This is a genomic window from Cupriavidus plantarum, from assembly GCF_905397285.1.
Taxonomy (GTDB): domain Bacteria; phylum Pseudomonadota; class Gammaproteobacteria; order Burkholderiales; family Burkholderiaceae; genus Cupriavidus; species Cupriavidus plantarum.
The window spans coordinates 808,291-834,144 of record NZ_CAJPUX010000002.1; the positions used below are offsets into that span (position 1 = coordinate 808,291).

The window sequence follows — 25,854 nt, forward strand, 5'->3', positions numbered from 1 at the left end:
ATCGGACGATCCGGGTGTCTTAAAAGACTGCGGCTTGACTTTAGCGTAAACGGCGATTTTTGACATTGCCGTATTTGACGCTAAAAGGAAAAACAAAAGGGCGTTTGAATTACGCGAAGACCGCGTCGGCGATACGGTCCGCGGTGTTGACGGAGTCGGTCAGGCCGAGATGGCCGTGGCCCACGGCGAGCCACAGGCCCGGTTGATTGCGGGCGGCGCCGACAACGGGCACCGAGTCGGGCATGCAGGGTCGATGACCCATCCACGAGGTCGTGGTCGCGCTCGACAGACCCGCGAAGGTATCGCGCGCGATCGCCGCCAGGCCGTCGAAGCGTCGCATGTCGGGCGCGCGCGTGAGTCCCGCGATCTCCACCGTGCCGCCGACGCGCAGGCCGTCTTCCATCGGCGTGACAAAGATCTTGCGGTCCGTCAGCACCACGGTGCGCGACACGACGTCGCGGGTGCCGTTGAACTGCACGTGATAGCCGCGCTGGCTTTCCAGCGGCAGCGAGATGCCGAGCGGGTCCAGTAGCTTGCGCGACCACGCGCCCGCGGCGACGACGGCATGGTCCACGGTGTATTTGTCCTGCGCGCCGCTGAGCGTCCATTGTGTCCCGCGATGGGCCAGGCCGCGGACGTCGTCGCGTACCAGCGTGCCCCCGCGCGCGACGAATGCATCGGCAATCGCCTGCGTATAGCGCGCGGGGTTCAGGATCGTCGCATGGTCGGTCAGGTACATCGCGGCCGTGTAGTGCGCGGCGACGTTCGGCTCGAGGGCTTCGATGCCCGCGCGGTCGAGGCGTTCGAACCGGAAGCCGAAGCGCTCGCGCAGCCGCCACGCGGCGGCATCGTCGTCGAGCGCGGCCGCGTCGCGGTAGAGATGAAGGTGGCCGCGTTGCAGGAACAGTTCAGGCACGCCCACCTCGCGCGTGAGCGCGGCATGCTTGCCGATGGCGCCCTCATGCATCGCCGCGAGCGCGTGGGCCGCGCGTTCGACGCGGCCCGGCGTGGCGGACAGCACGAAGCGGGCGAGCCATGGGGCGGCGGTGGGGAGATAGGTGAGCGGCAGATGCAGCGGCCCATCCTTGTCGAGCAGCATCTTCGGCACGGAGGCGAGCACGCCGGGCATCGCGAGCGGCGCGACCGAGCTTTCGCTGATCGCACCCGAGTTGCCGTAGCTGCAGCCGGCGGCGGGGCCTTGCCGGTCGATCAGCGTCACCGTGGCGCCGCGCTTGCGCAGCGCCAGCGCGATGCAGCAGCCAACGATACCGGCGCCGATCACGGCGATGGTGGGGGAGGGACCTGCGAACGTATTGGGCGAGGTGGAGGTATGCATGGCGAGAGAGTGTACCAACGGCGCCGCTCCCGACCCACTCCCGACGCGCTCCTGACGCGCTCCGAACCCATATCTACCCCACTACTGCTCCACTACCTCTTCCCCTTACACCGTTAGCTGCGTGTTGGACAGGACCTGCTTGAGCACCATGAACGTGCGGATCTGCCGCACACCCGGCAGATACAGCAGCTGCTCCGCGTGCAGCTTGTTGAAGCTGTCGTTGTCGCGCGTGCGGATCATCATGAAGTAGTCGAACTCGCCGGTTACCTCGTGGCACTCCATGCAGCCCGTGATCTTCTGCGCGGCCTTCTCGAACGCGGCAAACGAATCCGGGGTGGAGCGGTCCAGCACCACGCCGATGATCACCAGCATGCCGACGTCGAGCATGCGAGGTTCCAGCAGCGCGACGATCCCACGGATGAACCCGCCGGCCTTGAGCCGTTCCACTCTTCGCAGGCATGCGGGCGGGCTCAGATTGACCTTGTCGGCGAGCGCCACGTTGGAGATCGAGGCGTCTTTCTGCAGCGCGCGCAGGATGGCCTTGTCGGTGCGATCGAGCTCGGGCCGCTCGGCGGGCGGGGCACGAAATTTTGTTCCGCGTGAGGTGGTTACCATGGAATTTTGAAAGGAGTCCGTGGAAGGCTGACATGTAATGTTCGGTCTTGTTCGCCATCTTTGCAAGCACGTTTCGCGGACAAATGCCTACCATTTCCCTTGTCGGAAAAGCGATTCCACTCGCCTCCACGCCTCCTTAGCGAACCTGTCCCCCACGGAGCATTTGCCATGAATCTCAAGCGTTTTCCGCGTCATCCGCTGACGTTCGGACCCAGCCCCATTCAGCCGCTCAAGCGCCTGAGCGAACATCTTGGCGGCAAGGTCGAGCTCTATGCCAAGCGGGAGGACTGCAACAGCGGTCTGGCCTATGGCGGCAACAAGACGCGCAAGCTCGAGTACCTGATTCCCGACGCGCTCGCGCAGGGCGCCGACACGCTGGTGTCCATCGGCGGCATCCAGTCGAACCAGACGCGCCAGGTGGCCGCGGTGGCCGCGCACCTGGGCCTCAAGTGCGTGCTCGTGCAGGAAAACTGGGTCAACTATTCGGACGCGGTGTATGACCGCGTCGGCAACATCCAGATGTCGCGCATGATGGGCGCGGACGTGCGTCTGGTCGCCGATGGCTTCGACATCGGCATCCGCCCGAGCTGGGAAGACGCGATGCAGAGCGTGCGGGACGCGGGCGGAAAGCCGTATCCGATCCCCGCGGGCTGCTCGGAACATCCGCTCGGCGGCCTGGGCTTTGTCGGCTTTGCCGAGGAAGTGCGGGCGCAGGAGAAGGAACTGGGCTTCAAGTTCGACTACATCGTCGTGTGCTCGGTAACGGGCAGCACGCAGGCGGGCATGGTCGTGGGCTTCGCCGCCGACGGCCGCGCGGACCGCGTGATCGGCATCGACGCCTCGGCCAAGCCGCAGCAGACGCGCGACCAGATCCTGCGGATCGCGCAGAACACGGCCCACCTCGTGGACCTCGGTCGCGACATCACCGAAGCGGACGTGGTGCTGGATACGCGCTATGGCGGACCCGAGTACGGCCTGCCGTCGGACGGCACGCTCGAGGCCATCCGCCTGTGCGCGCGACTGGAAGGGGTGATGACGGACCCGGTGTACGAGGGCAAGTCGATGCAGGGGATGATCGACAAGGTACGACTGGGCGAGTTTCCGGAGGGGTCGCGGGTGCTGTACGCCCATCTGGGCGGAGCACCGGCGCTGAATGCGTATAGCTTCCTGTTCAAGGACGGTTGATCGGCATCACGCGGGGAGAGTGGGGGCATCGCCCCCGCTCTCTCGTCAATCGCCGCAATATCGATCCGCGGTCATTAATCCGCGGTAACTAATCCGCGGTAATCAATCGGCAGTAATCTTCCCCACCTCGATCACCTTCTTCCACCGCGCATACTCGTTCGCCTGGAAGGCCGTGAACTGCTCCGGCGTGTTGGCCACGATCTCGAAGCCCAGTTCCAGCAGCTTCGGTTTTACCGACGGGTCGTTCAGCGCCGACACCACCGCTGCCTGCAGCTTCGTCTTCAGCTCCGAAGGAATGCCCTTTGGCGCGGCAATCGCCTGCCACGAGTAGACCGTCACGCCCTTGATCCCCGCCTCGTCCATCGTCGGCACGTCCGGCAGGATCGGCGAGCGTGCGGTGCTCGTGATCGCCAGTGCGCGGATCTTGCCCGCCTTGATGTGCGGCACCGCCGTGTTGATGTTCATGAACGTCGCATCCACCTGCCCGCCGATCAGGTCGTTCAGCGCCGGCGCGCCGCCCTTGTAGGGCACGTGGATGCCGTTGGTGTTCGTCTGCTGCCAGAACAGCTCGGCCGTCAGATGGTCGCTCGTGCCATTGCCCGCCGAGGCAAACGTCATCTTGTTGGGGTTGGCCTTCTCGAAGGCAATCACGTCCTGAATCGTCTTGTGCGGCGAGTTGACGGGAACCGCCAGCACGTTCGGCGCCTGCACGGCCACGCTGATGTAGTCGAAGTCCTTCAGCGGGTCATACCCCGCCGTCTTGGTCAAATGCGGCCCGATGACGAACGGCCCCAGCGACGACACGAACAGCGTATAGCCATCCGCTGGCGCGCGCTTGGCCATTGCGGCACCGATCATCCCCGCCGCGCCGGGACGGTTGTCGATAACGAAGCTGCCGCCAAACTGCTGCGCGAACTTCGCGCTCAGGATGCGGGCGACGTTGTCGGTGGAGCCTCCCGGCGGGAACGGCACGAGCATGGTCACGGGTTTCTCGGGCCACGCCGCATGCGCGGCAAGCGAGGTGCAAAGCGCGACGCCCGCGCAAAAGGTGGCAAGCAGCTTGTTCATCGTGTGTCTCCGGTGTTGTTGTGTTGTCGGATGGAAACGGGTCAGGCGCGCGCGCCAAACTCCGCGTGTTCGCGCGTCCAGCCCCGCGCCTGATCGCTCATGCTCACGCCAATGCCGGGCCGCGTCGGCACGACGATGCGGCCGTCCCGGATATCGAGCCGTTCGTTGAACAGCGGCTCGAGCCAGTCGAAATGCTCGACCCATGGCTCACGCGGATATGCGGCGGCCAGATGGATATGGAGCTCCATCGCAAAATGCGGCGCGATCATCAGGCCCGCATGCTCGGCAAGCGCGGCCACTTTCAGGAACGGCGTAATCCCGCCGACGCGCGGCGCATCGGGCATGAGGTAATCGGCGGCGCGATGGCGAATCAGGTCCCAGTGCTCGGCGGCGCTGGTCAGCATTTCGCCGGTGGCGATCGGCGTATCGAAAGCGGTGGCCAGCGCGGCATGCCCTTCGTGGTCGTACGCATCGAGCGGTTCCTCGATCCACACGAGGTTGAACGCCTCGAACGTGCGGCACATCCGCTGCGCGGTCGGGCGATCCCATTGCTGGTTGGCATCGACCATGATCGGCACCGCGTCGCCCAGGTGCTCGCGCACCGCCGACACCCGCTTGATGTCGAGCGCGCCATCGGGCTGGCCGACCTTGAGCTTGATGCCGCCGATCCCGCGCTCGACGGAAGCCGCGGCATTCACCATCAGTTGGTCCAGCGGCGTATGCAGGAAGCCGCCCGACGTGTTGTAGCAGCGCACGGCGTCGCGATGCGACCCCAGCAGCTTGGCAAGCGACAATCCCGCGCGCTTGGCCTTCAGATCCCACAACGCCACGTCGAACGCGCCAATGGCCTGCGTCGACAGGCCGCTGCGCCCCACCGAAGCCCCGGCCCAGCAAAGCTTGTCCCATAGCTTCGCGATATCGCTCGGGTCTTCTCCGAGGAGGGCGGGGGCGATCTCGCACGCATGCGCATACTGGCCGGGACCGCCCGCGCGCTTCGAGTAGCTGAAGCCGAGGCCTTCGTGGCCATTGGCGGTGCGGATCTCCGCGAACAGGATGGCGACTTCGGTCATCGGCTTCTGGCGGCCGGTCAGCACCTTGGCATCGCTGATCGGCGTTGCGAGCGGCAGGTAGCAGGAGGACAGGCGGATCCAGCTGATGGCGTCCTGGCTGGCGGTGGCGGGCGATACGGTCATGGTTGGCAGACTCTCTATGATGTGCGGTATGACAACGTTGTCATTTTGTGGCGCAATTCAGGCGGCGTATAATCGGCATAGCTTCCGATCGGCGCAGATTGCTGGTGACAACGGTTCGAATGCTAACGTTGTCATTTCCGTCGGTCAACCGGTTCCAACCCGGTACCCGTAGAGAATTACCCTGAGTCGAATCGCCAAGCCATGAGCAATAACAAGGCCCCCAAGTCTGTCACGTTGCACGACGTCGCCCGCGAGGCGGGCGTTTCCCTGATCACCGCTTCGCGCGCCCTCGGCAACCCGGGCATGGTGTCCGAGAAGACGATCGCGCGTGTGCGGAAGGCTGTCGAGGCCACGGGGTATTTTCCGAACCTGATGGCGGGCGGACTCAAGTCGCGCAAGAGCCTGATGATCGCCGCGCTGGTGCCGAACATCGCGGTCGCGCAGTTCCTGCCCACCGTGAAGGCGCTCACCGACGCGCTGGACGCCGCGGGATACCAGTTGATCCTCGGCCAGACCGGCTACGACCATGCGCGCGAGGAAGCGCTGCTCAACACGATGATCAGCCGCAGGCCGGATGGCATCGTGGTCACGGGGCTGATCCATTCGCAGGTCTCCCGCGACCGCCTGCGCCGCGCGGGCATTCCGGTCGTGGAGACGTGGGACCTGAGCGACCGCCCCGTGGACATGGCGGTCGGCTTCTCGCACGTGAAGGTCGGCAGCGCGGTGGCGGGATTTTTCCTGAATCAGGGCCGCCGCAGAGTGGGCATCGCCACGGGGGACGACCAACGTGCCGCGGTTCGCCGGGAAGGCTTCATCGCCACGGTCGGGCACGACGTGCCCACCGCCGTCGTCCCCGCGCCCAGCAGCCTGGAACTCGGCCGCCGCGCGCTGGCGCGGTTGCTGGAGCAGGACCCGAAGATCGAGGCGATCTTCTGCAGTTCCGACCAGCTTGCGCAGGGCGTGATGGTGGAAGCCCAGTCGCGCGGTTTGCGCATGCCCGAGGACCTCGCCATCTGCGGCTTCGGCGACGCCGACTTCGCCGCGCACATGAACCCGCCGCTGACGACAGTGCAGGTGGACGGCGCGGCGATCGGCGCGATGGCGGCAAAGCTCCTGCTCGATCGCTGCAACGGCGCGACGATCGCGGAGCCCGTGGTGGATGTGGGCTTCCGCATCGTCGAACGCGGCACGACCTGACGCGCAATGGCCGCGGCGGCGTTGGCCTACCAGTGTTGGCCTACCAGTGTTGGCCTAGATGTCGGGCCGATCGATCAGCCCGCCCACAACGGGCACAGACTCCACAGCCTCGTCCCGCAATCGGCACAGAAAATCGGCAAAGCCCCCACGGCAACGTCCCGTCGCGCGGCTGCTCGTCACCACCTCGGGTGCGGCGCTCCATGCGATATGGGCGTCGATCGCCTGCAGGCGTTCGACGAGCGCGACGTCCTCGCTCGTGGCGATGGCGGGGAAGCCGCCGGCCCTGGCGTAGGCTTCGGCGGTGAGCCCGAAGTTCGCGCCGTGAATATGGCGGTGATCGCGGCGGCGCTGATAATGCGCGGTAAACCGTCTTGCCACCGACGATGGATGGTGGCTCCAGTCATCCACCGTAACGAGTCCGCAGACGGCATCGGCGCGCTCGGCGAGCTGAGAGACGAGCCAGTCCGGCGCGACGCGGCTATCCGCGTCGGTAAACGCGAGCCAGCGGGCGCCGGCCGCGATCAGGTATTCGGCGCCGGTGTGGCGGGCCACGCCGACATTGCGTGCGTCGATGGTCAGGCAGGCAAGCCACGGGCCCATGTGCCGTTCGACGATCTGTGCCGAGCCGTCGCCGCAGGCATCGAGCACGGTGACGATGGTCACGGGTTCGCCGTTCAGCGCGGGATGCAACGAAGCCTCTCGCAAAGCGTGCAGGCACGCTTCCAGATCCGCTTCTTCGTTATGGATGGGGACAACGACGCCAATCATTGGGCCTCCTCGCGGCTGCGGAGCGGACGCGGATTGGGGGACCAGACGTCGAGCTGAAAATCGGGTTCGAGGTGATGCGCATGGCGATGCAGCCGGGGCTGGCGGCCGATGCATCGATGCAGGGCACGCGTGGACAGCGTGCGGCCTTCAAAATTGCGGGCCCAGTGGCAGGCCACGATCACGCCATCGTCGCTGACGGATTCGGCGGCGCGCGCCGCAACGTCCCGCCATTGCGCGGCGGACAGGTAGTAACCGAATTCGCTCAGCACGATGAGGTCGAATGTCCGCGCGGGCCAGTCTCGCGGCAGCGCGCCGACCTGCAGCGTGATGTTGCGATGCGCGGCCAGTCGTTCCGTCGCCAGCGCGATGGCCTGGGGCACGATGTCCATCGCGAGCACATGGTCCGCGCGTTCGGCGAGTGCCGCGGTCAGCAGACCGTTCGCGCAAGCGGGTTCGAATACCTGCCCGTAGCGTCGGTGGGGCAAGGCGGCGAGCAGTAGATGGCGCTTGCGGGCTTCGTACCAGAGCGATTCGAAGCCCCAGGGGTCGGGCAGCGCGAAGATCGCCTCGAACTCGGTGTTTTTGGGCGCTTTCGGCCTGGCCGCCTCAGCGGCGCTGTTGGTGCCCCTGTTGGTGTCCCTGTCGGTGGCGCTGTCGGTAGCCTTGTCCGCCCGCTGCGCGACGTCCGGCGGGGTGTGCGGTTTGGATGCGTTCACAGTGCCCACTCCGTTATGCGATCGGCAGCTAGCTGAGAACCGAGTGCGGCGAGGTCCCGCTCGGCGTGGCTCTGCCGCACGAAGACGGGCAGGTCGGCATGGAGCGCCGCGAGCCGTGCGTCGCGGCACAGGGGCCCTGCGCCCAGTGCATTCCCCGCGTGGTGCATGGTGTGTGCAACGGCGGCTTCCACCACCGTGCGCGCACGGAGCGCGTGGGCCATCGCATCGCCGGTGGGATGCGCATCGATCCATGCGGCGGTCTCGCGCAAGAGCGCCGCCGCCGCGCGCAGCTGCCCGTCGATGCTGCCGAGATGCGCGGCTGCATGAGGATCCGCGCGACGATTGAGCGACGCGCGCAATGCGTCCGCGAATGGCAGCACCGCGCCGTACCAGCATGCGGCGATACCTGCGCCGCCCTGCCAGAAGCCCGGGCGATGCAGGTACGCGTCGGCGTCGCCGAGCAGGAGGGCGGGGGCGTCGTGGAACAGGACATCGCCGCTCTGCGTCCGCGCCATGCCGACGGCGGTCCAGCCTTCGTCGGTGATCTCGATGCCGGGGGATCGTTCGATTGGCACGATGGCGAGGCGCCGCGCGCCGCCGGTATCGCGGCACGTCATCAACGCATGCGTGACCTCGCGCGCGCCCGAGCACCATGCCTTGCGGCCGGAGAGCCGGACGGGCGTCGCCTGCGTGGCAACGCGGGCACGGTCACCGAGGGCATCGGGCTCGTCCGTTCGGGTGGCAGCCAGTCCGGCATCGCGCCGCAACGCATCCACGACCTCATCGTCGATGTCCTCGCCATCCTCTGCTTCCACCGTTGCGAACGGCGGCTCGGCGGCCCATACCGCCCAGCGCGTGGAGACTGCGGGCTGCGCCGCGGCAAGCTCCGCGAGGATGGCCAGCGCATCGAGGTGCGACTCGAAGAGCTTGACCGCCACCGCGCCATGCGCATGCGCGACACGGCCGAGCAGTTGCCAGCGTTGAAGCGTGCGCCCCGATCCGGGCAGCGGCGCATCGGCACCGGGCACGTAGCGTTCGATCAGCGCGCGCAGGGAGAGAGGAGGAGAGGGTGAGTCCGCGCGGGTATCCATTTCGGTATCGACTGGGCTGGCTCGCCTTGGCCTTAGGCATCAAGTTGAGCTTAGGAGCCTTGCGACGCCGCAGGCAGCAGCGGCGCGCCGCGCGCGCGTGTCAGCGGAATCCCACTTTCAGCGGCGCGCGGCGCAAAAACGGCCGACACCGGTTAGTGACGATTTTGTAATGAATCGGTCAGTCTCGGGACAGTGCCTGGCGCCAATACTACGTACAAGTTCATCGCACGATGAATGCACCTTCGAAGCGAAGGCCACCAAAAACACTTTGAGAGAGGTACCTATCATGAAAACCCTTGCACGCACACTGCTCATCGCCTGCACCCTGGCTGTCCCCGCCATCTCGTTCGCCCAGACGGTGGATCAAAACGGTCCGCTGACGCGCGCCGAAGTCCGCGCAGATCTGATCCGTGTGGAAAAGGCCGGCTATCACATCGGCCCGGGACAGGACGGCAACTATCCGGTCGACATCCAGCGCGCCGAAGCAAAGGTCGCCGCACAGCAGGTCGCTTCGCTGGGCCAGGCGTCGGTGCAGCCGCAACGTTCGGGCTTCACGCTGGTCGCCGCCAACACGGGCCATCAGCACTATCGGATCGACGATGCGCGTAGCGTCTACACCGACGGGGCCTGATATCGATGCGGTCATCCTTCCACGCCGCGCGCGCACACCCCGTGCCGCGCGCGGCGCGAAGGCTTCCCCGCCAGGGAAGCAGAAGACGTAATACTTACTGTTGCTGCTGGAGCTTCGCGAAGTTTTCGGCGCGGAGCTTCCGATACAGCGCCTGACGGCGCTGATACTCCGTGCCAAATACGAACGGCGAGCCATCGCCGCGATTGAGCGCGGAGAGGCCGGACTTCACATAGGCATCCAGATCCGCGTCGATATACGCGCGCGACGTGTTTTGCGCGGCATTGGCGGTCGTGTTCGCCTGCGCCGTCGCGGCAAAGGCGGAGAAGAACAGCGTGGCGGCGAGCGTGGAGAGAGCAAGGCGTTTCATGATGGGTTCCTTCATTCGGTTGGTGTCCAGTAGGACGTCCGCGATGCGCCATCTATTCCATGCGTGATGCGATCGCTTTCGTTTGATCCCATTTGACTGCCAACCTGTATCGGCGGTATTTCGCGCAACGTATCCCGTTGTATGAAAATGTCGTCGCCGTGCACGCCATTTACATTGCGATACACGCCGCGCACGGTATGCAATCGAAACCCCTGCGCGCGATGTCATATCATGTCGCCCTCATCCCAGGGAGACTTCATGAACGGCATCCGGGCATTCTTCATCGCCACGCTCGCCAGCCCTTTGCTGGTGGCTTGCGCCAGTCACGGCCCATCGGCCATCGAAGCGCGCGATCCCAAAGTGATCCAGTCCAGAGCGAGCGTGAGCGACCTCGTGTTGTGCCTGAAGGGCTGGCTGAGGGAAGACGCGACGGTGATCGCCTATCCGGAACCGGGCAGAGTGGACATCCGCATCGCGGATGGCGGCCAGGCGGAGTCGAAGTACTTCCACGTGGTGAGCCTGCAGCAGGCGCGCGCCGGTACCAACGTCGAGGTGCGTAGCGCGGATGAATGGCATCCGCTGATGAGCACGGGCCGGGTGATCGGGCGCATCGAGGACTGCAAGCCGGGGACCGCGCGTTAAGCGGCGCGCCAGGCCGGCGCGCTAAGACGGCGCGCAGGGGCGCACGCTCACGTCCGAGAATTTTCAATTAACCGCCAAGCCGCGCGGACGTCCGCTAATGTAGCCGGCAGGTGGCCGACAGTTGACCCGCAGTTGGCCCGCAGTTGGCCCGCAGGGCAGAGGACGTGCTTCGCGCGCCGCCTAGCGCGCGAGCTCGCCAGGCCGCGCGGCGTCGGCGGCGGCCGTGCCATCGGGCAGGCGCACGTCGGGCAGCCCCACTTCGCGCCGATATTCGGGCACGAGGCCCTGCGGCCGATAAATCAGCGCGAGAATCAGCCCCACACCGATCAGCATCAGCCGCAGCGCGGCGAGCTGCGCCGGCGCGAGCCAGCCGACATGGTCGTTGAGGAAGCGCGTGCCCTCAAGCAGCAGGATCACGGTGAACGCACTGAGGATCACGCCGCGATTGCTGCCGCGGCCGCCGATGATCACGCCCATGAACGCGTAGGCGGTGAGGATCGGCCCGAACTGCGTCGGGTCGATGTACTGGTAGTAGCTCGCATGCAGCGCGCCCGCGACGCCCGTGACGGCCGCGCCGATGCCAAACAGTTTCACGCGCAACCACAATACGTCCTTGCCGGCCGTCGCCGCCACGAGCGGGTCGTCGCGCAGCGCGCGCGCCGCGCGTCCCAGCGGCGAGCGCGCGATCGTCTCGAGCAACCCAAAGCTCAACAGTAGCGCGGCAAGGCATAGCGCGAGAAACGCGCCATCGCCAGTCACGGGCCGGGCGATATCGGCAATGCCAAGGCTGCCGCGCGTGAGCCATTCCTCGTGGATCGCCACGAGTCGAAGGCATTCCGCGAAGCCCAGTGTGACGATGGCCAGATAGTCATCGGCAAGCCGCAGCGAGATCAGGCTCGTGAGCGCACCCGCCACGCCGGTCAGCGCGAGGGCGGCGCCCAGCGCCAGCCAGGGCGATGCCCCGCTGGCGGCCACCTGCGCGTAAACGTACGCCGCGAGCATGTAGAAGCCGAACAAACCGAAGTTGACCATGCCGGTCAGGCCCCACTGGAGGTTCAGCGAGAGGGCGGCGATGCCGGCGATCGACACCAGCACGAGGAGTGAGAACAGATAGCTGGTCATTTGGCGAGGCGGGCGGTGCCGAAGATGCCCCAGGGGCGGATCAGCAGCAGAAGGGTCAGCACGGCGAAGGCGACGAGCGGGCGATAGTGCGGCGCGATGACGAGGGTCGACAGTTCAGCGCTGACGCCCAGTACGAGCGCGCCAGCCACAGCGGCCATTGGATGGGAGATGCCGCCGAGGATCGCCGCCGCGAAGACCTGGATCACGTAGTTCCAGCCCATCTGCGGGTCGAGGGTGGCATCGAGACCGATCAGCATGCCGGCCGTGGTGGCCAGCGCGCCCGCGATGAACCATGTGGCGCCGATCACGCGATCCGCCACGATGCCGCGCGCGGCGGCGAGCGGGGCATTGTCGGCCACCGCGCGCATGGCCCGGCCCAGCGCGGTGAAGCGGAACACGCCCCACACCAGCGCCAGGCTTGCGGCGCCGATCGCGACGATCAGCAGTTGTTCGTGATTGACGCGCAGGCCCGCCAGCCGCAGTGGCCGCGCGGGATCCACCGCATAACCTACCGGCGCGTTGCCGGCGATGAACCGCACGAGGTTCTCGAGCACGAACGCCACGCCCATGCTGGCGACGAGCAGCGTCACCGGCGAGCGGTCCCGCAGCGGCCGGAATACCACGCGGTCGACGAGTACCGCCACGATGCCGCCGAGCACGATACCAGCGAGCGCCGAGGCCCACAGCGGCCAGCCGAGGCCGGCATTGAAGGCGTAGATCGCATAGGCGCCGGCCGTCAGCATCGCGCCGATCGCGAAGTTGGCAAAGCGCAGCACGCTGAAGGTGAGGGCGAGCGCAAGCGCGGGCAGGGCGACGAGCAGGCCGGACACCACGCCGTTGAACAGGATCTGAAGCGTATCGGTCATGTGGGCAGGGCGTGGCCAAAGAACAAGGCCGGCAGGTCGGCTTCGTGCAGCAGATGGGGTGCGCTCGCGCGCAGGCGGATTTCGCCGTTGACGAGCACGACGCCATGGTCGGCCACGCGCAGGCCGAGCCGGACGTTCTGCTCGATCATCAGCAGCGTGATGCCCGTCTTGCGGATATCGGCGATGCGATCGAACAGCAGGGAGGCATTGCGGGGCGACAGGCCGGCGGACGGTTCATCGAGCACCAGCAGCGAGGGGTTCTGCATCAGCGCGGCAGCCATCGCGGCCATCTGCCGCTGGCCGCCGCTGAGCAGGCCGGCGGGCGTGGCGAGGCGATCGGCGATTTCAGGAAACAGTTCCAGCACCGCATCGCGCCGCTGTGTTGCCTTCGCGCGGTCGCCGCGGCCATGCAGCGCTTCCCAGCCGAGCCGCAGGTTGTCGGCCACGCTGAGGTTTGGGAACACGTTGCGTTCCTGCGGCACGTAGGCGAGGCCGAGTCGCGTGCGGGCCGGCGCATCGAGCGCGCCGATTTCGCGGCCGCCGAGCTGCTGGCGGCCGGACATCAGCGGCACGAGGCCGACGACGCTTTTCAGCAGCGTCGACTTGCCGGAGCCATTCGGGCCGATGACGGTCAGCGCGCCGCCGGCGGGAATGTCGAGCGAAACGCCATGGACGATCGCCTTGCCATGGTAGCCCGCGGTGACATCGTGAAGAATAAGCGGCGCGGTCATGCGGCGACGTCTCCGGACTCGGTGTCCCCAAATTCCGCGCCAAGATAAGCCGCGCGAACGCGCGCATCGCCGGTCACCGCCGCGAACGATCCCTCCGCGAGCGTCGCACCTTGCGCGAGCACGACGACGTGGTCGCTCAGCGCCGCGATCAGATCCATATTGTGTTCCACGAGCGCGAACGTCTTGCCCTCGTCGCGCAGATCGAGAATGAAGTGGCCCAGCGATTCGACCAGCACGGGATTCACACCCGCGGCGGGTTCGTCGAGCAGCACGATATCGGGATCCGCCATCAGCGCGCGGCACAGTTCGAGCAGCTTCTTCTGTCCGCCGGACAGGGCGCCCGCCGGAGAATTGGCAAGCCGCTGCAGGCGCGCGCGTTCGAGCAGACCCATGGCGCGGTCCGTCGCATCGCGCTCGGCGCGCCGCACGCGGCCGCGCGCGAAGACGAGCGGCCACAGGCGCTCGCCCGGGTGATCGGGCGTCGCGAGCAGCAGGTTCTCCAGCACGGTGAGGCTGTCGAGCTCACGCGCGAGCTGGAACGTGCGGGCCACGCCGCGGCGCGCGCGGCGGTGTACGGACAGCGACGTAATATCGTCGGCGCCCAGGCGCACGCGTCCGCTGTCGGGCCGCAGCGTGCCCGCGAGCACGCTGAACAGCGTGGACTTGCCCGCGCCGTTGGGACCGATGATGCCGGTGATGCGGCCTGGCGCGAGCGCGAGCGAGACGCCATCGAGCGCGACGAGGCCGCCGAACGCCACGCGCACGTCCTCGCAGCGGAGTCCATCGGCAAGCGGCGCTGGATTGGCGTTCACTGCTATCGCGCTCACCGCAGCGTTTCGACGAGCTGGTTCGCGCCGTTGCGGATCACGAAGTGACCGTACTCGCGATTGAGCTGGTCGCCCGTGGGCGTAAAGCGGAACTGCGAGCCCGCGCCGCTGTAGGCGATCTGCTGCTTCGCGCGCAGGGCCTTGAGGCCATCGACGGGGTTCTCCACCGCCGTGCCCGGCCCGTTCACCACGGTGGGAATCGCCTTGGCGAACACCTTCGGATCCGCGCTGCCCGCGCGCTCGATGGCGAGTGCGAGCACCGAGATCTCGTCCCATACGTTGGACGGGAAGATGGCGAGCGTGCCCGGCGCGATCTCCGCTTCCTTCGCGAACGTGCGGTAAGCCGTGGAGGTCGCGGGTGGGATCGACTGGATATGGTGGATGCCTTCGGCCACCTGTTTGCCGACGTTCTTGATGAAGGCGCCTTCCGCATCGGCCGACGACGAGTTGGCGTAAATGCGCGTATCGCTGAAGCCGCCGCGATAGACTTCCCGGGCGATCGCGGAGAGGTCGGGCAGATAGCTCGGGATGAACACGGCATCGGGCTTGCGGCCGAAAACCTTCTCCACCTCGGCGCGGTACGACGGCTGGTTCGGGTTGTAGAACACGGTGTCGAGCACTTCGCCGCCGCCCTTCCTGAACGCGTTGACGAACGGATCGACCATGCTGAGCGTGAACGGCGTCTGCAACACGAGCAGCGAAGCCTTGCGCGCGCCGTCCTTCAGCGCGGCATGCGCGAAGACCGCGCCCCAATCGCTGCCGCGTGCCTGAAAGCGCCAGACGAGGCCCTTGTTGTCGCCCTGCGTGACCTCGTCGCCGGAGCCCGTCACGAGAAGCGGGATGCCGCGCTCGATGGTCAGCGGCTTGACGGCCATGGCCACGGCGCTGCTCCACACGCCGACGATGGCGCTCACCTTCGAGACGTCCAGCAACTTGCGCGCGGCGGCCACGCCGGCGGTCGGATTGCTTTCGTCGTCCTCGACGAGGATCTCGATCTTGCGGCCGCCCAGGACGCCGCCTGCCTGCGTGTTGATGTACGCCGCGGCCTTGCGCGCGGCGTTGACCATGCCGGCGCCATAGGCACCGCCGCCGCCGCTCAGCGGCGCAAGAATGCCGATGCGGATCGGGCCGGCGTCCTGCGCAAGCGCGAGGGACGAGAACTGGGACAGGGAGGCGGCGGCCGTGCCGGCGCCGAGCGCGCGCAGCAGGGCCCGGCGCTGGGCCGAGGGAAGACGGGACATGAACGGTCTTTCGGAATGCTTAGAGGGGATGGACGGCAGTGGCGTCTTCGCCGATCTGCAGGGCCTGGTTGAAACGGTTGAAGAATCCGCACAGCGCGATGCGGAGCGTCAGCTCGACGATCTGCGCTTCCGAGAAATGGGCACGCAGCCGTTCGAACACGTTGTCGCGGATGCGCTGCGGTTGCTGCGTGACCGCGATGGCGTACTCGACGACGAGCTTGTCCACCTCGGAAAGCTCGGGATGATCGGCATAATCGAGCAGCCGGCGCGCGCCTTCCTCGCTCACGCCTTCCACGGCGAGGCGCGGTGCGTGGTTGCTCACGCAGTACTCGCAGTCGTTGAGCAGCGAGACGACGACGATCGCGATCTCGATAAAGCGATAGGGCACCGCGCTGCGGGCCTTGAGCTCCAGCAGCATCTGCGGCAGATGATCGACCGCGGGCCCGACGTGCGCGAGCACCGAGAACTGGTCGGCAAAATGATGGCCATTGCCCGTGAACGCATCGAACAGGGCGCGGCGGGCGCTATCGAACGTGTCGGGGGACAACTCGGAAACGCGGGGCATGGGAACTCCGGGGATACTGGGGTTAGGGTCGGAAGGCGGCGACTAGGTGTGACGCCGGAACGCCGCGCCAACATGCGGCGCCTGCAACGTGGCGGAAGCCGGTTGCGCATCGGTGCCGGTGAGCTTCTCCCGCAGCGTGCCATCCGCATATTCGGTCTTGTAGACGCCGCGGCGCTGGAGTTCGGGCACGAGGTGGGCGACGATATCCTCGAACGTACGAGGCATCTCGACCGATGCAAGGTTGAAGCCATCGACGCCGGTCTCGTCCATCCACGCCTCGAGCGTGTCCGCCACCTGCCGGGGGTCGCCCACGGCGACGCCACCGCGCCCGCCGATCCCGACAAACTCCACGGCATCGCGCACGGTCCACGTGCGGCTGGGGTCGAGCTTGCTGAACGACGCCAGCGCGGACTGGCCGGCATTGGTATCGACGTACGCCAGCGTATCGTCCGGCGCGTAACGGCTCAGGTCGATGCCCGTCCAGCCGGAGAGCAGCGCAAGCGCGCCGTCGTAGCTCACGCGCGCGCGGTAGGCGTCGTGCCGCGCCTTCGCGAGCGCCTCGGTTTCATCGACGATTACCGTGAACATCGCGAAGATGCGCACCGATGCCGGATCGCGGCCCGCCTGGCGCAGGGCATCGCGCAGCCGGTCCACGGTGCGCCGCAGGCCCGCGGGCGTCGGCGCGCCCACGAAGATGCATTCGGCATGGCGCGCGGCAAAGCGCGTGCCGCGATCGGAACCGCCCGCCTGGAACAGCAGCGGCGTGCGCTGCGGCGACGGCTCGCACTGGAAGACGCCATCGGTACGGAAGTGTTCTCCGTCGTGCCGCACGCGGTGAATACGCGCGGGATCGCCATAGACGCCCGCTTCGCGATCGCGCACCACGGCGCCATCCTCCCATCCGCCTTCCCACAGTGCATAACAGACGTCGAGAAACTCGTCCGCCCGGTCGTAGCGCGCATCGTGCTCGACAAGCGCGTCGAGACCGAGGCTGCGCGCGCCGCTGTCGAGGTACGACGTGACGATGTTCCATGCGACGCGACCCTTGCTCAGATGATCGAGCGTGGTCAGGCGGCGGGCGAGCGGATAGGGGTGTTCGTAGGACACGGACAGCGTCACGCCGAACCCGAGATGCTCGGTGGCATGCGCCATCAGCGGAATCAGCGGCGCGGGGTCGTTCATCGGGACCTGCGCGGCCGTGCGCAACGCCATCTCCGCCGATCCTCCGGCGACGTCATAGATCCCGGTGATGTCGCCGAGAAACAAACTGTCGAAACGGCCCCGCTCGAGCAGCTTCGCCAGCTCGACCCAATGGCCCGTATCGAGATAGCCGGTAGACCGGTCGCTCTCCGCGGTCCACTGCCCGGGGGCGAGATGGACCACGCAGTTCATCGTGAAGGCATTGAGGCGAATCTGGCGTGACATGCGGGAAAACGAGGCAAGAGGCCGCTGAAGCTCGGCGAAAGCGAACCATTGTCCGGGGCCACGCACCAAAGCGGAACGATGGTTTTCGCATGCGGTTATGCGATCGACGCCGCGACTGGGCGGCTCACGGCGGCTCACGGAGCTTCACGGCGGCTCACGGCGACTTGCTGGCGCATGAGCCGGGTGCGACATTCGGGCACGGCGAAATCTGACCTGAAACTGAGTATGCTTGGTGGCTAGAGGCTGGTTCTCCCGCATCCACGCATTATTCGTCTGCACGCTTTCGTATCTTGTCGCGCCACTCTTCCGCCGCTGGTTCGGCATCCTCCGCTTCGGCGTCTTCCGCTTCGTCTTCCGCATATCGCATGCTGTGGCGCTGGCATTTCTATGCCGGCCTGTTTGTCATGCCGTTTCTTGTCGTGCTGGCCGTGACGGGCACGATCTACTGTTTTCAGCCGCAGATCGAACCGCTGCTGTATCCCCACTTGCTGCGCGTCGAGCCCGGTGGCGAGCGGTTGCCGGCGCAGACGTTGCTCGATGGCGCACGTGCCAGCGCGCCGGCGGGGGCGGTGGCCACGACGTATGCCATCAATGCGGACCCGCGGGCCAGTGCGGAATTCGTCTTTCGCCTCGCGCCGGGGCGGAGCGAGAGTGTGTACCTGAATCCCTATACCGGAGACCGGCTCGGCACGTTGAGCGTCGAAGACCGATTCATGAAGCAGGTGCGGATGCTGCATCGCGCTTTGCTCGTCGGGAAGCCGGGTGAGTTGCTCATGGAGCTGGCCGGTTGCTGGGTGCTGGTGATGCTCGCGACGGGTCTTGCGATGTGGTGGCCACGGCTGCGGGTGGCCGGCGGCCGGGCGTTTGCGATGGCGCCCGCCGCGGGCAAGCGGGGGTGGTGGAAGGAACTGCATAGCGTGCTGGGCGTGTGGCTCGCTATCGGTGCCCTCGGCTTCGTGTTGTCCGGATTGCCGTGGACGGCGTCATGGGGGCAGCAGTTCAAGGCGCTGGCGACGAAGGCCAATCTTGGCCGGCCGGCGGCTGGGGGTGGACATGAGGAGCATGCGCCCGCTCAGGCCACGCCGGCTCCCGGCGCGCCTGCCAGTCACGCGCATGCCAGTCAGGCGCTTTCCAGTCACGATCCGCACGCGGGCCACACGATGGAATCCCTGCCGCTGTCCGAGGTCCCGTGGGCCACGGGCCTCACGCGAGTGCCGGAGGCCAGCGGCAAGCCCGCGATGCTCACGCTCGATGAGGTCGTGCGGATTGCCGGTAAAAAGGGTGCGGGTGAAGTGGGTGCGGGCGAAGAGGGTGCGGGCGAAGAGGGTGCGGGCGAAGAGGGTGCTGGCACGGGCAACGGATGTCAGGTAGCGTTGCCGACGAAGCCGGGCGCAGTTTATACCGTGTCGTGCTTCCCGGCCGACCCCAGGGCCGAGCGTACGCTGCATATCGACCCGCACGACGGCCGCATCGTGCGCGATATTGCCTATGGGGACTACGGCCCCGTCGCGCGCGCGGTGTCGTATGGCACGTCGCTGCATATGGGCCGCTATTTCGGCGTGGCCAACCAGATCGTGTGCGCCGCGATCTCGCTCGGCCTGATGGGCCTGGCCATCAGCGGGTTCGTGATGTGGTGGAAGCGCCGGCCCGCCCGCGCGCTGGCCGCGCCGGGATATCCCGCGTCGGTGCCGCCGATGCGCGCATGGGTGGTGGGCCTCGGCATCCTCGGGGCCGTCTTCCCGATGATGGGGGCGACGATGCTGGCCGTCTGGCTGCTCGACCGGGGCGTCATGCTGCGGCAGGCCCGCAGAGTCGCCGCGTAGTCAAACCGGGCGCGCCAACCTTCCCAGGTCAGAGCTCCCCGCTCGCCACCCTTGGCACAAGGTCGTGCAGACGTGACAGCACGAGCCGCGCCGCGCGCGACAGGGGGTGGTGGCGCGTGACGCCCATGGCGATGTCCCGTGGCATGCGTGGGTCGACGATTTCCACGGCCGCGAGGCGTCCTGCCTCCATGTCCTGCGCCACCGCAAGCCGCGGGAGGATCGTCAGCGCGCAGCCCGATAGCGCCACCTCGCGCATGGTGCTCAGCGACTCCACCTCGAGCGCCACGTCGAGCGCGATGCCGAGCCGCCGCGCATGCTGGTCCAGTATCGACCGGAACCCATTGGGCGATGGCGGCAACACCAGCGGGATGCCATCGAGCTTGCGGAACGGCAACTGCGTCAGCCGCGCGAACGGATGCGCGGGCGTGCAGATCAGGTAGGTCGGCACCCGCGCCAGCACATCCTCGTCCTGCCGCGGCCCGGGCCCGTACCGGTTGATCAGGGCGAGGTCGATATGCCCTGACTCCAGCGCCTCGTCGAGCTGCCCGCTGAATCCTTCGGCCACATGCAGCCGCACCCCCGGCGCCTGCGCGCGCAGTCCCTCGAACAGCGCGGGCACGAGCCGAGGCGCCATCGAAGGCAGCACGCCGATCTTCACCAGGCCCACGGGAATCCCCGCCGCATCCTTGACCTCGTCCTGCAATCGCGCCGACTGATCGAGCAGCAGCCGCACGTGCGGCACGATCCGCTGTCCGAACTCGGACAGCACGACGCCGCGCCCGGTGCGCTCGAACAGCCGGTCCCCCCATTCGCTCTCGATCTGCGCGATCGCGCGGCTGACCAGCGACTGCGCGATCCCCAGCGCCCGCGCCGCACGGGACAGGGAGCCCAGTTCGGCGACGAGCGCCACGGTTTCCAGTTGCTTGAGGTTCATCGGCGCTAACCCATGCGAAATATCGATATCAGATATCGCGGATTGTACGCTTTTGCATCGCACGGAAGCTCCATACACTGATGTCATCCCGCCGGAAAACAGGAGGGCATAACGATATGGAGACAAGAATGCCGCGCTTCACCCACATGCTCCGCGCATGGCGCCGCCCGCTATGCGCCATGCTGATCGCCGCCGCGCCGATGGCAGGCAGTGCGTTCGCATCGGGCGCCTACCCAGTCAAGCCCATCCGCCTCGTGGTGCCATTTCCCGCGGGCGGTCCCACCGACGCCATGGCGCGCCTCATCGGCCAGCATCTGTCGCAGCAACTCGGCCAGCCGGTCGTCATCGACAATCGCGGCGGCGCGGGCGGCACGATCGCCACCGAGGCCGTGGCGCAGGCCGCGCCGGACGGCTACACGCTGTTCTTCTCCACCACGGGCACGATGGCGATCAACCCGTCGTTGTATCGCGCGCTGAAGGTAGACCCCGTGAAGGCGTTCGATGCGGTGGGCTCGGTCGCGTCCACCGTCAACGTTCTCGTGGTGCCCAACAGCCTGCCCGCAAACAACGTGAAGGAATTGATCGCGCTCGCGAAGCAGAAGCCCGGCTCGCTGACGTTCGGCTCGGCGGGCAACGGCAGCTCCAATCACCTGTCGGGTGAATTGTTCAAGTCGATGGCCGGCATCGATATCGTGCACGTGCCATACAAGGGCTCGGCGGCGGCCTTCACTGACCTGCTCGGCGGCCGCATCTCGATGATGTTCGACACGGTGTCGAGCCAGGTGCAGTACATCGGCAGCGGCAAGGTCAAGGCGCTTGGCGTCACGGGCACCGCGCGTTCGGAAGCGCTGCCGAAGGTGCCGACCGTCGCGGAAGCGGGACTGCCCGGGTTCGACGTCACGATCTGGTTTGGGCTGTCCGCACCCAAGGGCACGCCCGCCGAGGCGATCCAGAAGCTCAACGCCGAACTGCAAACCGTACTGAAGCAGGCGGACGTGCAGACGCAACTGGCCGCGCTCGGCGCGCGCCCGCTGCCGGGCACGCCCGCGGATTTTGCAAAGCTGATTCAGCATGACGCGGCCAAGTGGGGCCCCGTGGTGAAGCAATCGGGAGCGACCGTTGACTGAGACTCTGCTCGCGCCGCTCGACGCGGCGCACGATGCGTTCGCGGCGTTGTTTCATCCGTCTTCCGTTGCCGTCATCGGCGCTTCGGACAATCCCAACAAGGTCGGCGGCCGGCCGATCCACTACATGCGGGCGTTTGGCTATACGGGCGAGATCCTGCCCGTGAACCCGGCTCGCGACGTCATCCAGGGACTGCCCGCGTATGCCGGTGTGGCGGACCTCGTTGCGTGCGGCAAGACGCCCGAGGCGGCGATCGTCGCGGTGTCCGGGGATGCCACGCTCGAACAGGTGAGGCTGTGCGCGGAGGCCGGGGTGAAGGCCGCCGTGATCATGGCGTCAGGGTTTGCGGAGACCGGTGCGAAGGGCCGCGAGCGGCAGCAGGAACTCGTGCGCGTTGCCAATGCGGGCGGCATGCGGCTCGTCGGACCCAACGCGCAGGGGACCGCCAACTTTGCGGCGGGCGCGGTGCTGAACTTCTCGACGATGTTCATGGAGGTGGCGCCGCAGGATGGACCGATCGCGATCATCAGCCAGAGCGGTGCCGCGAGCGTGATGCCTTACGCGTTGCTGCGTCAGGCGGGGCATGGTGTGCGTTATCTCGTGGCCACGGGCAACGACGCGGACCTCGATGCCTGCGCGATCGCGGCGGCTGTGGCCGCCGATCCCGACGTGCGGTTACTCCTGGTCTACCTCGAGACGATTTCGAATCCCGACGCGCTGGCGCGGGCGGCGGCGATTGCGCGGGCGCGCGGGGCGAGCATCGTCGCCATCAAGGCAGGCAACAGCGCGCGCGGCGCGCAGGCGGCTGCATCGCATACGGGTGCGCTCGTCGGCAACGATGCGGCGATCGACGCGTTCCTGGTTGCGCATGGCATCTGGCGCGCGGGGGATATCGGCGAGCTCGTGCGGGCGGTGCCGCTGTATCTGCAGGACCATGCGCCGGGGGCGGGACGCACGGTGGTGATGAGTCATAGCGGCGCTGTCGGCGTCATGGCCGCCGATCTCGCCGAACGGCATGGCTTGCCGCTGGCCGCGTTGCGGGACGACACGCTACGCGCGCTTGGGGCGATCCTGCCGGAGTTTGGAACGGCGAACAATCCGCTGGACATGACTGCGGCGCTGCTCGGCAAGGGCGACATGTTTCCGCGCGTGCTGGAGGCGCTGGGCGCCGATCCGGCTGCGGACATGGTGATGGTCGGCATTCCCGTGGCGGGGCCTGGGTACGACGTGGAAGCCCTTGCGCGCGACGCGGCGGCGTTCAGTGCCGGGCATCGCAAACCGTTGGTGGCCAGCGCGCCGCAGCAAAGCGTGCGGGAGGTATTCGTTCGGCACGGGGTGCCGACGTTCGTGACGGAGGCGGACGCCGTGGCCGCGCTGGCCCAGTACGCCGCGCACCGGGAGCGCATGGCCCGCGTCACCCGCGTCACCCGGGTCATGGCGTCGTCGGCCGTTCCCGCAGCGCTCCCGCTCGCGGGGAACGGCTTGCAGGACGAGGCCCGCAGCCTTGCGTTGCTCGCCGAGGCGGGCGTGCCGACGGTGCCGCACCGGCTATGCGGCAGCGCAAGCGAAGCGGGCGCGGCGTTCGAGGCGCTGCGTGCCAGCAGCGCGGGTGCCGCCGTCGTGGTGAAGGGCTGCGCGGCGTCCGTGCCGCACAAGAGCGAGCACGGGCTCGTGCATCTGCGGTTGACGACGCGCGTCGAATCCGAGGCCGCCGCGCAGGCTTGCCTCGATACGCTACGCAAGCTCGAAGTCCGCGAACCCCGGATCGTCGTCGCGCAAATGGTCAAGGGTCGGCACGAGTTCGCGCTAGGCGTATCCGTCGACCCCATGTTCGGCCCCCTCGTGATGATCGGCGAAGGCGGCACGCTGCTCGAACTGCGCAAGGACATCGTCACGCTGCTTGCGCCGTTCACTGTCGACGACGTCAGGGCCGCCTGCGCGCGGCTACGTGTCGCGCCGCTGTTCACGGGCTATCGCGACGTCCCCGCGCTCGACCTCGACGCGCTGGCATCGGCCGCCGTCGCCCTCGGGAACTGGGCGCTCCGCCACCGGCACGCGGTCCGCTCGGTCGATATCAATCCCTTGATGCTGATGGCGGCAGGCGAGGGCGTTATCGCCGTCGATGCGGTTGTCCAATTGCAAGATGCGAGAACGCAGGAGGCAGAAACGCCATGAACGAAGCCGCGTACGCAAACAACGACGTCATACGCGTCGAGCGAAACGGCGATATTGCCATCGTCACGCTCAATCGGCCCGCGCGCATGAACGCGGTCAACAGCGCCCTGCGCAATGCGCTGATCGACACGCTACACACGCTCAACGCCGACCTCAACGTCCGCGCGCTGATCCTGACCGGCGCGGGCGATCGCGCCTTTTGCGCGGGGCAAGACCTGGACGAAGCCTCGGCAGTGCACTGGCAGCAGATCGTCCCCTGGCTGGAGCGGCAAGCCGCGATGTACCAGTCGGTGCGCGATCTCGACACGCCGTCGGTGGTGGCCGTGCAAGGCGTGGCGGCGGGCGCGGGGTTCCAGATCGCCATGTGTGCCGACTTCCGGCTCGCCACGCCGGACAGCCGCTGGGGCCAGCCCGAGGTGAAGGCGGGACTGGCAAGCATCGTCGGCTCGTACCTGATGACGCTTCACGTGGGCCACACGCACAACGCGCAGATGTCGCTGTCGGGCGATCTGGTCGACGGCCAGCGCGCGTACGAGATGGGCCTCGTCACGTCGCTCCACGCCGCAGCCGACCTGATGCCGGCCGCAATGGAGCGCGCCCGCGCGCTCGCCGCATTGCCGCCGACGGCGGTGAGGCTGTCCAAGCAGCGCCTCCGCGCAATGACACAGCCCGGCTTCGATGAAGCCGTGGTGGCGGGCATCCGCGCGCAACTCGAATGCTATGCCGATGGGGAACCGCAGCGCGTGATGGCGCAATTCCTCGAACAACGCTCGAACCGGGAGTCCAAGTGAAGCTATTGTCGGAACACTATATAGACGGCGCGCGCCGTCAGATCGAGGGCGGTGAGCTCGTGCGCGTACTCGACGCCGCCACGGAAGCCCCGCGCGTCGACGTGCGACTCGGCCCGGCGGAGGATGCGGACGCCGCCGTGCGTGCGGCAACGCATGCCGAGCGCGCATGGCAGGCGTTGCGGCCCGCAGCGCGTGCCCGATACCTGCTGGCAGTGGCGGATGCGCTCGAAGCGCGCGCATCCGAACTGGCCGAGGACATCTCCCGCGAAGTCGGCATGCCGCTGAAGTTGTCGCGCCGCATTCAGGTGGATGCGCCGATCGCGGCGTGGCGCGCCACCGCCGCGCTCGCCGAGGGCTTTCCATTCGTGCGGCAGGAGGGCCATTCCCGCATCACGATGGCGCCCGCCGGCGTGGTCGCGGCCATCACGCCGTGGAATTATCCGCTGCATCAGATCACGGGCAAGCTCGCCCCCGCGCTGCTTGCCGGCTGCACGGTCGTGCTCAAGCCGTCCGAGCTCGCGCCGTCGGCAACGCTGCATCTGATCGCCGCCTGCGAGGCCGCGAAGCTGCCGGCCGGCGTGCTGAACATCGTGAGCGGGGGCGCCGCGCTCGGCACCGCGCTGGTGTCGCATCCGGACGTACGGATGGTGTCGTTCACGGGCTCGACCGCCGTGGGCCGCAAGGTCGCCGCCATCGCGGCCGGCGACATGAAGCGTGTGTCGATGGAACTGGGCGGCAAGTCCGCCGCGGTCGTGCTGCCCGGCGCCGATCTGCAGAAGGCCGTCAAGGCGACCGTGGCATCGTGCTTCCTCAACGCGGGCCAGACCTGCAGCGCGACGACGCGGCTCATCGTCGCGCGGGACGCATATCCCGAAGTCCGCGCGCTGCTCGAGCAGGCGGTATCGGCCATGACGCTCGGCGATCCCGCCGATGCCAATACGCGTATCGGGCCGCTGCTGTCCTCGACGCAACGCGAGCGGGTGCGCGCGCACCTGGCGGAGGCCGAGCGCGCCGGGTTCGACCGCATCGCGGGCGGACCCGATGCGCCGGTCCCCGCGCGGGGTTTCTTCGTCGCGCCGACGGTCTACGGCAATGTGCCGGCGGATAGCCGGCTTGCCAACGAGGAAGTGTTTGGCCCCGTGCTGGCGGTGCAATGCTACGACGCGGTGGAGGACGCCATCGCGCTGGCCAACGGCACGCCTTACGGTCTGGCCGCGACGGTATGGGCGTCCGACGATGCGACCGGCGCCGCGGTGGCGGATGCCTTGCGGGCGGGGCAGGTCGATGTCAACGGCGCGCGATTCAATCCGGCGGCGCCATTTGGCGGATTTGGCCTGTCGGGCATGGGCCGCGAGGGAGGCGTCTATGGGCTCGAGGCGTTCGTCGAGCCGCGTGCGGTGCAGTTGCCTTGATTGACGCA

At 67.5% G+C, this 25,854-nt stretch carries 25 protein-coding genes; 9 read left to right on the forward strand and 16 right to left on the reverse strand.

Features of this window, described 5'->3' with window-relative positions:
• Positions 1 to 109 precede the first annotated feature (109 nt).
• Both KHP16_RS12320 and KHP16_RS12325 read right to left on the reverse strand, forming a co-directional pair.
• Positions 110 to 1,336, reverse strand: a complete 1,227-nt coding sequence (locus KHP16_RS12320) for an NAD(P)/FAD-dependent oxidoreductase (protein WP_211960276.1) — start codon at positions 1,334 to 1,336, stop codon at positions 110 to 112.
• Positions 1,337 to 1,441: 105 nt separating this feature from the next.
• Complete coding sequence (locus KHP16_RS12325) at positions 1,442 to 1,951, reverse strand: Lrp/AsnC family transcriptional regulator (protein WP_121491481.1); 510 nt, start codon at positions 1,949 to 1,951, stop codon at positions 1,442 to 1,444.
• Between the two features lie 168 nt (positions 1,952 to 2,119).
• Here KHP16_RS12325 and KHP16_RS12330 point away from each other — a divergent pair, with 168 nt between their 5' ends.
• Entirely contained in the window at positions 2,120 to 3,136 is a 1,017-nt protein-coding gene (locus tag KHP16_RS12330; protein ID WP_109583083.1) for a 1-aminocyclopropane-1-carboxylate deaminase, read from the forward strand.
• Between the two features lie 102 nt (positions 3,137 to 3,238).
• Here the strand turns inward: KHP16_RS12330 and KHP16_RS12335 are convergent, their stop codons facing one another.
• Together KHP16_RS12335 and KHP16_RS12340 are read right to left on the reverse strand one after the other, a co-directional pair.
• The gene (locus KHP16_RS12335; RefSeq protein WP_109583082.1) at positions 3,239 to 4,204 is read right to left on the reverse strand and encodes a Bug family tripartite tricarboxylate transporter substrate binding protein; all 966 of its coding nucleotides are present in this window, start codon (positions 4,202 to 4,204) and stop codon (positions 3,239 to 3,241) included.
• 41 nt (positions 4,205 to 4,245) lie between these two features.
• Positions 4,246 to 5,397: an L-talarate/galactarate dehydratase gene (locus KHP16_RS12340; RefSeq protein WP_179593757.1), complete on the reverse strand. Its 1,152-nt coding sequence runs from the start codon at positions 5,395 to 5,397 to the stop codon at positions 4,246 to 4,248.
• Between the two features lie 201 nt (positions 5,398 to 5,598).
• On the opposite strand from KHP16_RS12340, the gene KHP16_RS12345 reads away from it, so the two are divergent.
• Positions 5,599 to 6,594, forward strand: coding sequence for a LacI family DNA-binding transcriptional regulator (locus tag KHP16_RS12345; protein WP_109583080.1), 996 nt, complete (start codon positions 5,599 to 5,601; stop codon positions 6,592 to 6,594).
• Between the two features lie 54 nt (positions 6,595 to 6,648).
• On the opposite strand, the gene KHP16_RS12350 is transcribed toward KHP16_RS12345, so the two are convergent.
• Genes KHP16_RS12350 through KHP16_RS12360 form a run of 3 tightly spaced genes read right to left on the reverse strand, consistent with a single transcriptional unit; the run spans position 6,649 to position 9,169 of the window.
• Positions 6,649 to 7,362, reverse strand: coding sequence for a glycosyltransferase family 2 protein (locus KHP16_RS12350; protein ID WP_179593755.1), 714 nt, complete (start codon positions 7,360 to 7,362; stop codon positions 6,649 to 6,651).
• A complete protein-coding gene (locus KHP16_RS12355; RefSeq protein WP_167468419.1) occupies positions 7,359 to 8,078 on the reverse strand; it encodes an SAM-dependent methyltransferase in 720 nt (239 codons plus the stop codon). Before KHP16_RS12355 ends, KHP16_RS12350 begins: the two co-directional genes overlap by 4 nt.
• Positions 8,075 to 9,169, reverse strand: a complete 1,095-nt coding sequence (locus tag KHP16_RS12360; protein ID WP_211960277.1) for an acyl-CoA dehydrogenase family protein — start codon at positions 9,167 to 9,169, stop codon at positions 8,075 to 8,077. Before KHP16_RS12360 ends, KHP16_RS12355 begins: the two co-directional genes overlap by 4 nt.
• 286 nt (positions 9,170 to 9,455) lie before the next feature.
• Between KHP16_RS12360 and KHP16_RS12365 the strand changes: the two genes are divergently transcribed.
• Positions 9,456 to 9,800, forward strand: coding sequence for a DUF4148 domain-containing protein (locus KHP16_RS12365; RefSeq protein ID WP_109583077.1), 345 nt, complete (start codon positions 9,456 to 9,458; stop codon positions 9,798 to 9,800).
• 94 nt (positions 9,801 to 9,894) lie between these two features.
• On the opposite strand, the gene KHP16_RS12370 is transcribed toward KHP16_RS12365, so the two are convergent.
• Positions 9,895 to 10,167, reverse strand: a complete 273-nt coding sequence (locus KHP16_RS12370; protein ID WP_146208430.1) for a hypothetical protein — start codon at positions 10,165 to 10,167, stop codon at positions 9,895 to 9,897.
• A gap of 258 nt (positions 10,168 to 10,425) precedes the next feature.
• On the opposite strand from KHP16_RS12370, the gene KHP16_RS12375 reads away from it, so the two are divergent.
• Positions 10,426 to 10,809 carry a hypothetical protein gene (locus KHP16_RS12375; RefSeq protein WP_109583075.1) on the forward strand — a complete coding sequence of 128 codons (384 nt, stop codon included), beginning with the start codon at positions 10,426 to 10,428 and terminating at the stop codon, positions 10,807 to 10,809.
• A 180-nt stretch (positions 10,810 to 10,989) separates the two neighbouring features.
• Here KHP16_RS12375 and KHP16_RS12380 read toward each other — a convergent pair whose 3' ends face one another.
• Genes KHP16_RS12380 through KHP16_RS12410 form a run of 7 tightly spaced genes read right to left on the reverse strand, consistent with a single transcriptional unit; the run spans position 10,990 to position 17,586 of the window.
• Positions 10,990 to 11,931, reverse strand: a complete 942-nt coding sequence (locus tag KHP16_RS12380) for a branched-chain amino acid ABC transporter permease (protein ID WP_109583074.1) — start codon at positions 11,929 to 11,931, stop codon at positions 10,990 to 10,992.
• The gene (locus KHP16_RS12385) at positions 11,928 to 12,797 is read right to left on the reverse strand and encodes a branched-chain amino acid ABC transporter permease (protein ID WP_211960278.1); all 870 of its coding nucleotides are present in this window, start codon (positions 12,795 to 12,797) and stop codon (positions 11,928 to 11,930) included. Before KHP16_RS12385 ends, KHP16_RS12380 begins: the two co-directional genes overlap by 4 nt.
• The gene (locus KHP16_RS12390; RefSeq protein WP_109583072.1) at positions 12,794 to 13,528 is read right to left on the reverse strand and encodes an ABC transporter ATP-binding protein; all 735 of its coding nucleotides are present in this window, start codon (positions 13,526 to 13,528) and stop codon (positions 12,794 to 12,796) included. Before KHP16_RS12390 ends, KHP16_RS12385 begins: the two co-directional genes overlap by 4 nt.
• A complete protein-coding gene (locus KHP16_RS12395) occupies positions 13,525 to 14,340 on the reverse strand; it encodes an ABC transporter ATP-binding protein (protein ID WP_208648227.1) in 816 nt (271 codons plus the stop codon). Before KHP16_RS12395 ends, KHP16_RS12390 begins: the two co-directional genes overlap by 4 nt.
• An 11-nt stretch (positions 14,341 to 14,351) precedes the next feature.
• On the reverse strand, positions 14,352 to 15,596 hold the full coding sequence (locus KHP16_RS12400) for an ABC transporter substrate-binding protein (protein ID WP_109583070.1): 1,245 nt from the start codon (positions 15,594 to 15,596) through the stop codon (positions 14,352 to 14,354).
• Positions 15,597 to 15,615: 19 nt separating this feature from the next.
• Positions 15,616 to 16,161, reverse strand: coding sequence for a carboxymuconolactone decarboxylase family protein (locus KHP16_RS12405; RefSeq protein WP_109583069.1), 546 nt, complete (start codon positions 16,159 to 16,161; stop codon positions 15,616 to 15,618).
• A 42-nt stretch (positions 16,162 to 16,203) separates the two neighbouring features.
• Positions 16,204 to 17,586 carry an LLM class flavin-dependent oxidoreductase gene (locus KHP16_RS12410; protein ID WP_211960279.1) on the reverse strand — a complete coding sequence of 461 codons (1,383 nt, stop codon included), beginning with the start codon at positions 17,584 to 17,586 and terminating at the stop codon, positions 16,204 to 16,206.
• A gap of 365 nt (positions 17,587 to 17,951) precedes the next feature.
• Here KHP16_RS12410 and KHP16_RS12415 point away from each other — a divergent pair, with 365 nt between their 5' ends.
• The gene (locus KHP16_RS12415; protein ID WP_211960280.1) at positions 17,952 to 19,409 is read left to right on the forward strand and encodes a PepSY-associated TM helix domain-containing protein; all 1,458 of its coding nucleotides are present in this window, start codon (positions 17,952 to 17,954) and stop codon (positions 19,407 to 19,409) included.
• A gap of 28 nt (positions 19,410 to 19,437) precedes the next feature.
• Here the strand turns inward: KHP16_RS12415 and KHP16_RS12420 are convergent, their stop codons facing one another.
• A complete protein-coding gene (locus tag KHP16_RS12420) occupies positions 19,438 to 20,343 on the reverse strand; it encodes a LysR family transcriptional regulator (RefSeq protein ID WP_211960281.1) in 906 nt (301 codons plus the stop codon).
• Positions 20,344 to 20,471: 128 nt separating this feature from the next.
• On the opposite strand from KHP16_RS12420, the gene KHP16_RS12425 reads away from it, so the two are divergent.
• Genes KHP16_RS12425 through KHP16_RS12440 form a run of 4 tightly spaced genes read left to right on the forward strand, consistent with a single transcriptional unit; the run spans position 20,472 to position 25,846 of the window.
• On the forward strand, positions 20,472 to 21,470 hold the full coding sequence (locus KHP16_RS12425; RefSeq protein ID WP_211960282.1) for a Bug family tripartite tricarboxylate transporter substrate binding protein: 999 nt from the start codon (positions 20,472 to 20,474) through the stop codon (positions 21,468 to 21,470).
• Positions 21,463 to 23,643, forward strand: a complete 2,181-nt coding sequence (locus tag KHP16_RS12430) for an acetate--CoA ligase family protein (RefSeq protein WP_244835774.1) — start codon at positions 21,463 to 21,465, stop codon at positions 23,641 to 23,643. Before KHP16_RS12425 ends, KHP16_RS12430 begins: the two co-directional genes overlap by 8 nt.
• Positions 23,640 to 24,434 (forward strand): enoyl-CoA hydratase/isomerase family protein, encoded by a 795-nt coding sequence (locus KHP16_RS12435; protein ID WP_211960283.1) that lies wholly within the window; start codon positions 23,640 to 23,642, stop codon positions 24,432 to 24,434. Before KHP16_RS12430 ends, KHP16_RS12435 begins: the two co-directional genes overlap by 4 nt.
• Positions 24,431 to 25,846, forward strand: a complete 1,416-nt coding sequence (locus KHP16_RS12440; RefSeq protein ID WP_244835775.1) for an aldehyde dehydrogenase family protein — start codon at positions 24,431 to 24,433, stop codon at positions 25,844 to 25,846. Before KHP16_RS12435 ends, KHP16_RS12440 begins: the two co-directional genes overlap by 4 nt.
• Positions 25,847 to 25,854: the final 8 nt, after the last annotated feature.

What these genes read in the sequence shown, in the direction of transcription:
- KHP16_RS12320 (WP_211960276.1), bottom strand. Translation starts at nt 1,336, where the DNA reads ATGCATACCTCCACCTCGCCCAATACGTTCGCAGGTCCCTCCCCCACC.
- KHP16_RS12325 (WP_121491481.1), bottom strand. Translation starts at nt 1,951, where the DNA reads ATGGTAACCACCTCACGCGGAACAAAATTTCGTGCCCCGCCCGCCGAG.
- KHP16_RS12330 (WP_109583083.1), top strand. Translation starts at nt 2,120, where the DNA reads ATGAATCTCAAGCGTTTTCCGCGTCATCCGCTGACGTTCGGACCCAGC.
- KHP16_RS12335 (WP_109583082.1), bottom strand. Translation starts at nt 4,204, where the DNA reads ATGAACAAGCTGCTTGCCACCTTTTGCGCGGGCGTCGCGCTTTGCACC.
- KHP16_RS12340 (WP_179593757.1), bottom strand. Translation starts at nt 5,397, where the DNA reads ATGACCGTATCGCCCGCCACCGCCAGCCAGGACGCCATCAGCTGGATC.
- KHP16_RS12345 (WP_109583080.1), top strand. Translation starts at nt 5,599, where the DNA reads ATGAGCAATAACAAGGCCCCCAAGTCTGTCACGTTGCACGACGTCGCC.
- KHP16_RS12350 (WP_179593755.1), bottom strand. Translation starts at nt 7,362, where the DNA reads ATGATTGGCGTCGTTGTCCCCATCCATAACGAAGAAGCGGATCTGGAA.
- KHP16_RS12360 (WP_211960277.1), bottom strand. Translation starts at nt 9,169, where the DNA reads ATGGATACCCGCGCGGACTCACCCTCTCCTCCTCTCTCCCTGCGCGCG.
- KHP16_RS12365 (WP_109583077.1), top strand. Translation starts at nt 9,456, where the DNA reads ATGAAAACCCTTGCACGCACACTGCTCATCGCCTGCACCCTGGCTGTC.
- KHP16_RS12370 (WP_146208430.1), bottom strand. Translation starts at nt 10,167, where the DNA reads ATGAAACGCCTTGCTCTCTCCACGCTCGCCGCCACGCTGTTCTTCTCC.
- KHP16_RS12375 (WP_109583075.1), top strand. Translation starts at nt 10,426, where the DNA reads ATGAACGGCATCCGGGCATTCTTCATCGCCACGCTCGCCAGCCCTTTG.
- KHP16_RS12380 (WP_109583074.1), bottom strand. Translation starts at nt 11,931, where the DNA reads ATGACCAGCTATCTGTTCTCACTCCTCGTGCTGGTGTCGATCGCCGGC.
- KHP16_RS12385 (WP_211960278.1), bottom strand. Translation starts at nt 12,797, where the DNA reads ATGACCGATACGCTTCAGATCCTGTTCAACGGCGTGGTGTCCGGCCTG.
- KHP16_RS12390 (WP_109583072.1), bottom strand. Translation starts at nt 13,528, where the DNA reads ATGACCGCGCCGCTTATTCTTCACGATGTCACCGCGGGCTACCATGGC.
- KHP16_RS12400 (WP_109583070.1), bottom strand. Translation starts at nt 15,596, where the DNA reads ATGTCCCGTCTTCCCTCGGCCCAGCGCCGGGCCCTGCTGCGCGCGCTC.
- KHP16_RS12405 (WP_109583069.1), bottom strand. Translation starts at nt 16,161, where the DNA reads ATGCCCCGCGTTTCCGAGTTGTCCCCCGACACGTTCGATAGCGCCCGC.
- KHP16_RS12410 (WP_211960279.1), bottom strand. Translation starts at nt 17,586, where the DNA reads ATGTCACGCCAGATTCGCCTCAATGCCTTCACGATGAACTGCGTGGTC.
- KHP16_RS12415 (WP_211960280.1), top strand. Translation starts at nt 17,952, where the DNA reads ATGCTGTGGCGCTGGCATTTCTATGCCGGCCTGTTTGTCATGCCGTTT.
- KHP16_RS12420 (WP_211960281.1), bottom strand. Translation starts at nt 20,343, where the DNA reads ATGAACCTCAAGCAACTGGAAACCGTGGCGCTCGTCGCCGAACTGGGC.
- KHP16_RS12425 (WP_211960282.1), top strand. Translation starts at nt 20,472, where the DNA reads ATGCCGCGCTTCACCCACATGCTCCGCGCATGGCGCCGCCCGCTATGC.
- KHP16_RS12435 (WP_211960283.1), top strand. Translation starts at nt 23,640, where the DNA reads ATGAACGAAGCCGCGTACGCAAACAACGACGTCATACGCGTCGAGCGA.